Raw genomic sequence first — 8,287 nt, forward strand, 5'->3', positions numbered from 1 at the left:
TAGAAATCAAGGACTCTGCCACTGTAGATTCGACATTTACATCATACGAAGTAATCATATCGAATCAAGAGGTGTTTACTGAATTAGTAGCGATTTGAATGTAGATATGGGATATAAATTGAAAAATAAAAAGAAAAAGAAAGCTCCTCAAAGCCCTATAAAATCTGCACTTGTTAAAGTCATAGGAAACGCGCCAAACGAAGTCACAGCGTTACACCGATTTTTTTCAAATTTAAATACAAAAGAAATTTACCAAAGCTTCCCTTTTATAGCTAAAAGCCCCCAGTTTACTAATTCAGTTAATTTGACTAAAAAGATGCCCATCAGTGACATGTATTTGTCAAGAATTTCAATGGTTGAGATAAGTAAAAACTTATCTTGGTGTTTGTCGCTAATAGAACATCATGCAAATGCTATACGAAAATATCAGTTACTTAGACAAGACCTAGATCGCAATATCTTGCTTGGTGAACATGAGGACTGTTTCAAAATTCTAGATGAAATCGAGGCTTCTTGTGGTGTTTCAATTTGGGCTGGCATCACCAGGTGTTCTATCGAAAGCTTTTTGGCTGAAGACCAAAAAAGCCAAAATAGAAATGTTTTCGAATCAGTTAAAGAAAACTACTTTCTAAAATATATTGTTTTTTACTCGACATCATATTTTACAGATCCAGAAATATTTTTCACTTCTCGAAATACTCACGTGAACGATATTAAAAGATCGGTCAACGAAGATCTGAGAGACTTTTTCCTTTACAGATTTTTTAGACTGGATACTACTTTCAAAATTGACTTTGAAAGGATATTTGATGTAGAGAAAAACTCATCTTTAATCGATATATATCAACTTATCATTTTTGGTATAGAGTATGTAAAAGTTCAAGGATTGAATTTTGATGACGTTTTTAATTACCGATTATCGCAAGTGATAAATACGTTAGAACGAACCGGATATAACTACTTAGACTGCATTAAAGCTTCATTCGGTTATAGATATAAGGTAGATGCCTATGAGGCAGAGTATCTTATACTTGATAAGTATACTGAAGGTAAATATTCCCATGTAGTATCAGCATGTTTAGAAAGCAATATTATTTTAAGTGATTTTTCCTTTGCTGAGTTGACAGCTAAGTCGCTGGCAAGAGTCGATATTGAAATTGGTAAATCATTTATCGCCAAGATACTTTATGCAATGAAAGATGTCCTAATTAAAGGCAGCAGATACGAAGTGTCTTTAGGCTATCTAGCATGTCTGAGTAACTCATTCAGAACTATTGAATGGTTCAAACAACTGGGCTACTTTGTAGAAAGGGAATCCAAAAATCGTGCAATAGAGGTAATTACAAGTTCAGAAGTAGGAATGTATCTTTTCTCTAGAACTTATACTCCCAAGAAAGTTTTTGTATTTGATGACAAAGATGCTTATATCGAAAAATTAAGAGAGCGTTATCAGGATTCCTCTTCACTATATTTGCTAGATTATAACGAAAGTCAAAATAAAGATTTAAGTGCTCTTATTGATGACAATCGGTTAAGTAAATACAGGGCACTAAGTTACATTGAGAAAGGTAATTTCAAATGTGCCGAAGAGATATTGTTGTCGCTAATAGAGTCTAGTGATGATATCACTAAAATAGAAAGCTTAAGGATCTACAGTAATTTATTAATTCAACTTTGTAAGTTTGAGTGTTTACTACATTTGGTGGTTTATCACTCTATCGAAGTTGATAAACTTTTTTCCATTTTTGATACCGAAAAGATATTAAGTTCTATAGAAGACAATAATTTCCAAACAAAAAAAATAGAGCTTCCAATTGTATATGCTTTACATTCCCAGCACGTTAATTCTAATTTTGATTCCAACCTGAAGTTCTCGTTCGAAAATTTTATAACCTCTAACGGTTTTCGGTTTCCTACTGAACTCTTTGGTAAAGAGTCTTCTTTTAGTCAGGCAAGGATTTCTTATTTTTTAAGATTTGTTTGCACACCAGAGATAATGAAACTTTACTTAGAATTCGACACATTTCGTGAAATAGAAGAATGCCGGCTAAAAATTTGCAATTATCTTCTTGACAAAAATGAAAATACAGAAGATTTGCAATATGAAATTAAAAATATTAGTAAAAATCTGATTATTAGGAAAGCTGTTCAGCAGGTTGAAAATAGTAGAATTTATGTAGATACAGCAATTTTTAAAGGTCGGAATTCAGCTCCATACAAAACGTTATTTGATAGATACTTAGAGCTATCGTCTAAAAGTAGCGAAGTTTCAAATGACGATAGTAATTTTAATAGTCTAATTGAAGTCTTCAATCGAAAAGATATGAGCGATAAGGATTACTGGAAAACGCTTTCAGTAGTGTTTATGCCTGATGTAAAGTTGTCACCCAAGAATGCTACGTTTTTAAGTATTGTGAAACTTATGAGGCAAGAGTTTACTTATGGAGAAAAGGGAATAAACAACTATCTGAGTACTCGTATCAGACATGGTGTTTTACCAACAGCACTTCGTAGATCGCCAATGAGAGAATGTATTTATGTATCTCAGACTGCATCAGTGACCAGCTATAGAGACTCATTAAACAATGATTCTCATATTCAACTTCAAGATGAAGAGTTTGACGAATTTTTACCGATAGCAAAGAAATTTACTAAACAACTAGAAGATGAAATCTCTCTTTTTAACGACCAAAAACTCCAAATCTATACTTTAGAAAGCCCATTGGACAAAAATGAAAAGTCACAAGGGATGTTTAATTATTCAGTATCTCCAATGGAAACTTATGCAATACAATCTGAACTTCCGCCCTCTCCATCATATGAAGATTTGGTAAAAGTTGTCACTAGTTGGTTATGGCATAAAACTGACTACGTTTTAGACGAAGTAAAGGACTATATACGTACGACTTTCCATTCAACTTTAAACGAAAAGTTTGATAATTTTATTGGTGATATCCAAAATTCATCAATTTCACTACTTGGAAAAAGACACTTAGCAAATGCGGTCAGTCGCGCAAAAGCGAGTATTAGTAACGATATAAATACTATTGGTTCTTGGTTTGAACATGTGGACTCTGATGGCGATGGTGAATTTGAGTTAAGTACAGCGGTCGAAATAGCAAAAAGATCATTAGATATTAATTTAGAATACACAGAGACATTAAATCACAAACTACCTCAAAGAAATGTGTCGTATTGGGTTGATGTACTTTTTATTTTATTTGAAAACGCTATATCAAAATCAAATTTAGATAGAAATGAGGTTTTTATAATTCTAAAAGTTACTATGCCAAATGAAGAAAATTTAATTCTAGAATGTACGAATAATACTAGTCATGTAGATGATATGGAAATTGAAAATAACCGTTTGAATTTTTATAAGGAAGCGTATGGAGATGAGGAATTAACTCGTGATGCAATACAAAGTGAAGGTGGAACAGGTTTCTTCAAAATTTGGAAGATAGTGGCTAAAGATCTAGGGATTGAACATCATATAGATTTTGGATACACAAATAGCAATAGTTTCTTTGTAAATTTATCGTTAAAAACAAAGGTTGGTTAGCGATGAAGATATTGATTGTCGAAGATCAGGAAGAGAAAAGTAATAAAATAAAAGCTTTCTGCTATTCAAATTTTAAAATTATCGAAAGAATTGAAATTAAACATTCGCTGAGAGGAGGTCTTAAAGAAGTCTTTGATAACAAAGACTATGATCTTATTTTCTTGGATATGAGTATGCCAAATTTTGATCCTAGCCCTGATGATCCTCTTGGCGGTAGCCCCGAAAGTTTTGCAGGGCTTGAATTTGTATCTCAATTAAAGTTAAGAGGACTATTCTTTCCGGTTATTGTAATCACTCAGTATAGAACATTTGAGCAAGGCAAGATAGACCTAGGAAGTATAGATAATCACCTAAATAAAGAATATGGCGAAAAGTACCTTGGCTCTATCTATTACAGTTCTGCTGACAAGGACTGGGAAGTATCTCTAACTGAGATACTTAAGGAGTCAAAATTTATATGAGTAAGTTTTCCATTTTAGTTGTTGATGACAACTATGAAAAAGTTGAATTGGTCGGTAAAGTAGTTAACAAAATCTTAGACTGCGATATACAAACTGTAAACAATACAAGAGAAGCATTAGTAAAGCTAAGAGATTCCCACTATGACCTGCTAATTGTGGATATGAACTTGCCACAATCAATTGGTGAACCGCCATCATTAGGCTCAGGTACCGAATTAGTAGTCGCTCTATTCACGAATTCACGCTACAAAAAACCACTCAGCATCATCGCGGTTACGAGTCACGTTGACGCTTATCAGGCTAATAAAGAACATATGCAAAATTATGGTGTGCCCTTTCTATTGTTTTCTAATGATCCAGAAAATTTCAGTCGCTTGATATCTAATAAAATTCATTATTATCAATCTGTTAAAGAAAATTCTCGATCGCGATTAGTAAACATGCCTTTAACTGATGTAAACGTTCCCTCAGAAAGAGTAACTTTAAAATGGCTTTACCATAATGTCGATTGGAAACATTGGGTAGCAGGTCTTGTTTTATTGGGAGCAAGTTTTAGTTTAGGAGTTAAACTCAGCAGCGTTTCGATAATCAAAGAAATTTACGGTGTTAGCGAACTAAAAGATGCTGACGAGACTAAAAAAATAATAAATAAGTGAATCGCCACTGATTTCCTAGGCATCTCTTAGTTAGATAAACTAACTACAAATAGAGAGGTGCTCATGAGCGGAAAACGCTACCCCGAAGAATTCAAACAAGAAGCAGTGAAACAGGGTGTTGGCCGTGGTCATTCCGTCGCAGATGTTGCCAAACGTCTCGATGTCACGACGCATAGCCTTTGTGCTTGGGTTAAGAAATACGGCCCTGATTCCACCAAACATAATGAACTGACCGACGCTCAGGCCGAAATTAAACGCTTGCAAAGAGAACTGAGACGGGCCACTGAAGAGCGGGATATATTAAAAAAAGCCGCTGTAAATTTAACTTGTCAACACAACACTCTTTTCAATTAACTGTTTTGGCGTTCTAAAGTCCAATGTCTTCCGAGGGCGACTATTCAATTGCGCCGCGACCTTACCCAGTGCTTCTTGAGTGTGTTGGGCTAAACACGTTTTTTTAGGGAAGTACTGCCGAATAAGGGAGTTAGTATTTTCATTGGTACCTCTCTTCCAAGGACTTTGCGGATCACAAAAGTAGACCGGAACACCGGTTATCGCTGTGAACTCAACATGCTTCGCCAGTTCCATTCCCCGATCCCAAGTTAGCGTGCATTTGAATTTTCTTGGTAATTCCTCGAATTTTTTTATTAATGCGTCGTTTACTGAGCTGGCATCTTTTCCTTTAAGCTTGAGTAGTATCGTGTAACGTGATTTTCGGTCGACTAATGTCACTACGTGAGAATTCTTTGAGCCAGTGATTAAGTCCCCCTCCCAATGACCTAAAGTCTTTCTGGCATCAATGGTTTTGGCTCGTTCATGGATAGAAATGCCATCGACAATATTAATGGTTCCGCGCTCTCCGCGCCGTGAATGCTTTTTACTATGTCTTAAGCTGTGCCCTCGTCGCAGATGCTTTACGAGCACATGGTTCAATGCAGCTCGGCTTCTGAAATAGATCGTCTTATAAATGGTTTCCGCTGAAACTCGCATAGAGTGACGACGGGAAAAACTCGTTTAAGCCAACCTGATATTTGCTCAGGAGACCAATTTAGCTCGAGCTTCTCCAACACAACTGTTCTAAGCTCCGAATTCGCCGACAGCAGGCACTGTTTCGGCCTTTTTGGCATTCTTCCTGCGCGGTTATTGGCATCTACGGCTTTGTAATACCTCCTGCCACGATTACGCTGTACTTCTCTGGTATAGTTGAAGGGGATCGGTCTAAGGACTTTGCAATTGCTCGAATACTTTTCTTGGCTGACAGTGAGACTCTTATTTCTTCACGCTCGGCAAGAGTTAAATGTACTTTGTTCTTTTTACGCGCTGGAGGCTTTATGCCACCGGTATCCCTCAGCATTGTGAAAATGGTTCCGGGCTTCGTATCTAATAGTTTTGCTATGGCACTAAAGCCAACTCCGCTTTTCCAGGAATCAAATACAAACTCTTTTTCTTGTATCGTAAACATTCGTTTCATCCAAAAGATCTCCGCTAACGCTTGTTTTACCATGCTTGTTGCATTGATCAATTGAATCTACAGTGGCGTACTTCGCAAAAGAGTCCGACTGAGGTACGCCTTTATCAGGGACGAAAGCGACCGTTGGCCTGTCAGGTGGTTGTGTCGGATGCTGGATGTGCACCCTAGTGGTTATTATGCTTGGAATCCTAAGCCTCATTCGAAGCGTGATAAAACCAATCAGCTGTAGGAGAGTAATAAAGTCTCATACTAGGTTGCTATATGTGTCTCTGTTCAAGCTGTGTTTTCACAAGCAATTGAAAATGAAGTTTCATACCAGATACGCAAATTTCAAGCAGGGAAACAATTTTCGAGTATTAAAGTATCAAACTGAAGGTCTCAAATGTACGTGAAGCGGAAGTTGGCACATTGATTACTTGATGGAGTCAATGCGCGAATTTCTGAAATTGCCACGACTGGTAACAGCGTTCTGCCTTGAGTGCCATAGCTGACCACAATATTTTCATTGTTGAGAGTTAGGTGCCTGTCTAGATATACAGTTGTAGCGACCTTTCCCCTATATTCAGGAAAACGACCCAATCGCGCGTTTTTGTCCTAAACATAATTAACCCGATTATGCGCAACCTTTGTATTCTTTGACTTTCAGTAAATTCGGAATGATGGCACTATGGATAAAAAAAGAGCATATGCTCGGGAGAAAACGCGCGATTTTCGCACTACTAAATTGTTATGCCCATTTTTTGATAAAGGATTGTTATGCAAGAAAGAATAGATGGACAAAGTGGACTACGGTTCGAGAACGATGAGAAATACTATTCTAAACGAGAAGCTGAACTTAAAAAGTATCGGAATATAATTCAAAATCAGGAAGATGAACTCAATACTTACCGTGCTAAATTAAAAGAAGAAATACATGCGAGAGAACAAGAATTTCAAAAAGAATTAGAATCAAGAGAGCAGTATTTCATTGATCGAGAAAAGAAGCTTCTCAAAAGACAACAAGAATTCGAAGAGCAGGCTAACATCAGACATGCTGAGATATCTGAGCTAAAGTCACACTTGCAAAAAGAAATATCGCAAAAAGAATTATCTCTTAAACAAGCATACTTTGAGCTAGAACAAGAGCGAGAAAGACTTTCAGAAGAGAGTAGGCAGAAACTACAGCGAAATTCAAATAAATATGTTGAAGACGCTCTTACCCTTTTAAGTAGCAAAGAAGAAAACTTCCATTTTTTATCAAAAGTTTGGGCTGCCGTTGGAGCTGCTTCCTTAATAGTTGGCGTAATATTTTTTGTCATTATCACTTATAAGTCAGCAGTTGGATTCGGCGAAGATGTTTCATGGCAATACTTGTTGTTTTTAATTTTTAAAGGCGTAGTTGCGGTAGGCTTACTTGCCGCTGTTTCAAAGTATTCTTATATGTTCAGCCGTTCTTATATGCATGAGTCATTAAAAAACGCTGACAGACGACACGCTATAAACTTTGGTAAATTCTACTTAGAATCCTATGGTGCAACTGCTGAGTGGAACGAAGTTAAAGATGCTTTTGAGCATTGGAACATAAATGGTGATAATGCTTTCACTAGTTCATTGAAATCTAACTCCCCGTCTGACGAGGAGATATCAAGAAACAGTGCTAAAGAGATTTTACAAAAAGTAGAACAGGCAATTTCATATCTGAAAGGTAAGGCATAACAAACCGCTGTAGTCGGTCGCAAGCTCCCTGGGACAATAACACGTGGGCTCAGTCGCTTCGCTCCAAATTTTAGCCCACGTGTCATTAAAGGGGAAGTGGCCCCCCTAAGCGGGGTGTTGAACGTCTGCTGTCTATCTATTAATGCCCGTCAAGGCACGCTGTAGGTCAGCTCCGTACGTAATATGGTCATTCAACCTACTTTATTTGAATTAAAATAACTTAGGTTATGTGCTCATTGCATACGAACATTGTACGTAAGTCATTAGATGATTACCGCTTTACCTTCGATGCAATGAGTTACTTTACTCATAACGAATACTCAGGGCATGCAGTGAACGCCATCCATATTACTTTCGACGAGTAAAGGATACATAACAAACTTCATATTCAGGAGGTTGTCATGACTAACTCGTTAGATAAGTTCTCAGTGCTCATTGGCTT

4 protein-coding genes and 3 pseudogenes are annotated in these 8,287 nt (G+C 36.8%); 6 read left to right on the plus strand and 1 reads right to left on the minus strand.

Annotation, left to right across the window (positions count from 1 at the left end; translation table 11 throughout):
- Positions 1–118 precede the first annotated feature (118 nt).
- From F458_RS0117345 to F458_RS0117360, 4 genes and pseudogenes are all read left to right on the plus strand, one after another.
- Positions 119–3,562 (plus strand): hypothetical protein, encoded by a 3,444-nt coding sequence (locus F458_RS0117345; RefSeq protein ID WP_156824291.1) that lies wholly within the window; start codon positions 119–121, stop codon positions 3,560–3,562.
- 2 nt (positions 3,563–3,564) lie between these two features.
- Positions 3,565–4,023 (plus strand): response regulator, encoded by a 459-nt coding sequence (locus F458_RS20255; RefSeq protein WP_018984712.1) that lies wholly within the window; start codon positions 3,565–3,567, stop codon positions 4,021–4,023.
- Positions 4,020–4,679, plus strand: coding sequence for a response regulator (locus F458_RS20260; protein WP_018984713.1), 660 nt, complete (start codon positions 4,020–4,022; stop codon positions 4,677–4,679). The genes F458_RS20255 and F458_RS20260 overlap by 4 nt, the downstream gene beginning before the upstream one ends.
- Positions 4,680–4,742: 63 nt before the next feature.
- Positions 4,743–4,991: pseudogene (locus F458_RS0117360) on the plus strand (transposase); the annotation flags it as partial.
- A gap of 9 nt (positions 4,992–5,000) precedes the next feature.
- On the opposite strand, the pseudogene F458_RS20565 reads toward F458_RS0117360, so the two are convergent.
- A pseudogene (locus tag F458_RS20565) lies at positions 5,001–6,150 on the minus strand (IS30 family transposase).
- Between the two features lie 64 nt (positions 6,151–6,214).
- On the opposite strand from F458_RS20565, the pseudogene F458_RS21100 reads away from it, so the two are divergent.
- Positions 6,215–6,358, plus strand: a pseudogene (locus F458_RS21100) (IS3 family transposase); the annotation flags it as partial.
- A gap of 548 nt (positions 6,359–6,906) precedes the next feature.
- Positions 6,907–7,845, plus strand: coding sequence for a hypothetical protein (locus F458_RS0117375; RefSeq protein ID WP_018984716.1), 939 nt, complete (start codon positions 6,907–6,909; stop codon positions 7,843–7,845).
- Positions 7,846–8,287: the final 442 nt, after the last annotated feature.

This window comes from Salinimonas chungwhensis DSM 16280, assembly GCF_000378185.1.
GTDB classification, from domain to species: Bacteria; Pseudomonadota; Gammaproteobacteria; order Enterobacterales; family Alteromonadaceae; genus Alteromonas; species Alteromonas chungwhensis.